Annotated in this window: 1 protein-coding gene; it reads right to left on the bottom strand. The window is 68.4% G+C overall.

Annotation, left to right across the window (positions count from 1 at the left end):
* Window positions 1–52: 52 nt before the first annotated feature.
* Window positions 53–457 (bottom strand): hypothetical protein, encoded by a 405-nt coding sequence (locus tag ABD323_RS43880; RefSeq protein WP_344447591.1) that lies wholly within the window; start codon window positions 455–457, stop codon window positions 53–55.
* Window positions 458–604: the final 147 nt, after the last annotated feature.

Genomic DNA, 604 nt, shown 5'->3' with positions numbered 1-604 from the left:
CGCGGTGCGCCCCCCCCGTGGGCCGGGCGGGGCGCCCCGGCTCAACGGGCTGTCAGCACTCGGGAACGGTCGGAACGTGGAAGTTCCAGTTGCCGTCCGCGAAGGCCCCGTACACGTAAGCCGTCCCGGACCAGTAGCCGTAGCTGGCCGAGTAGACGGTGTTCACCTTGTACCAGACGTTGCCCCCGTTGTTGATGTTCTCGCCCCGGGTCCAGCACCTCATGTCGACCGCGTCCCCGGACCACGAGTACGACCACAGGTCGCCGGTGGTCTTGGCCGACCACGAGTACGGCTGCGAGTAGACGCCGACCCCGTGGTTGGTCGCGTGGTTGTTGAGGTAGTACCACCCGACGGCGGACGCGTCGCCCGTCGACAGAGCGACGCCGCCGGGCATCGCCGCCACGGCCACCGCAGTCGCGCCGCGGCGCCCGATCTTGCCGAGGATGCCCTTGACCATGTCGATTCCCCTGTCCTGTCGAACCGTTGTGCCGTCCCTGTTGACCTCGACGGCGGTGACAGCTGACCGGACCGCCGGTGGTGTTCGCTACGGCCTGACAGGAACTGACAACAGCTGACACCGCCTGACGGATGGCCCGAACACGCC

The sequence above is a fragment of the Kitasatospora nipponensis genome, from assembly GCF_039528135.1.
Classification (GTDB): domain Bacteria; phylum Actinomycetota; class Actinomycetes; order Streptomycetales; family Streptomycetaceae; genus Kitasatospora; species Kitasatospora nipponensis.
Note: the sequence above shows the minus strand (reverse complement) of the source record. Positions and strands in the feature narration are given on the sequence as shown.

Bases quoted from the DNA above. Each gene is read 5' to 3' on its own strand.
- ABD323_RS43880 (WP_344447591.1), bottom strand. From the start codon at position 457: ATGGTCAAGGGCATCCTCGGCAAGATCGGGCGCCGCGGCGCGACTGCG.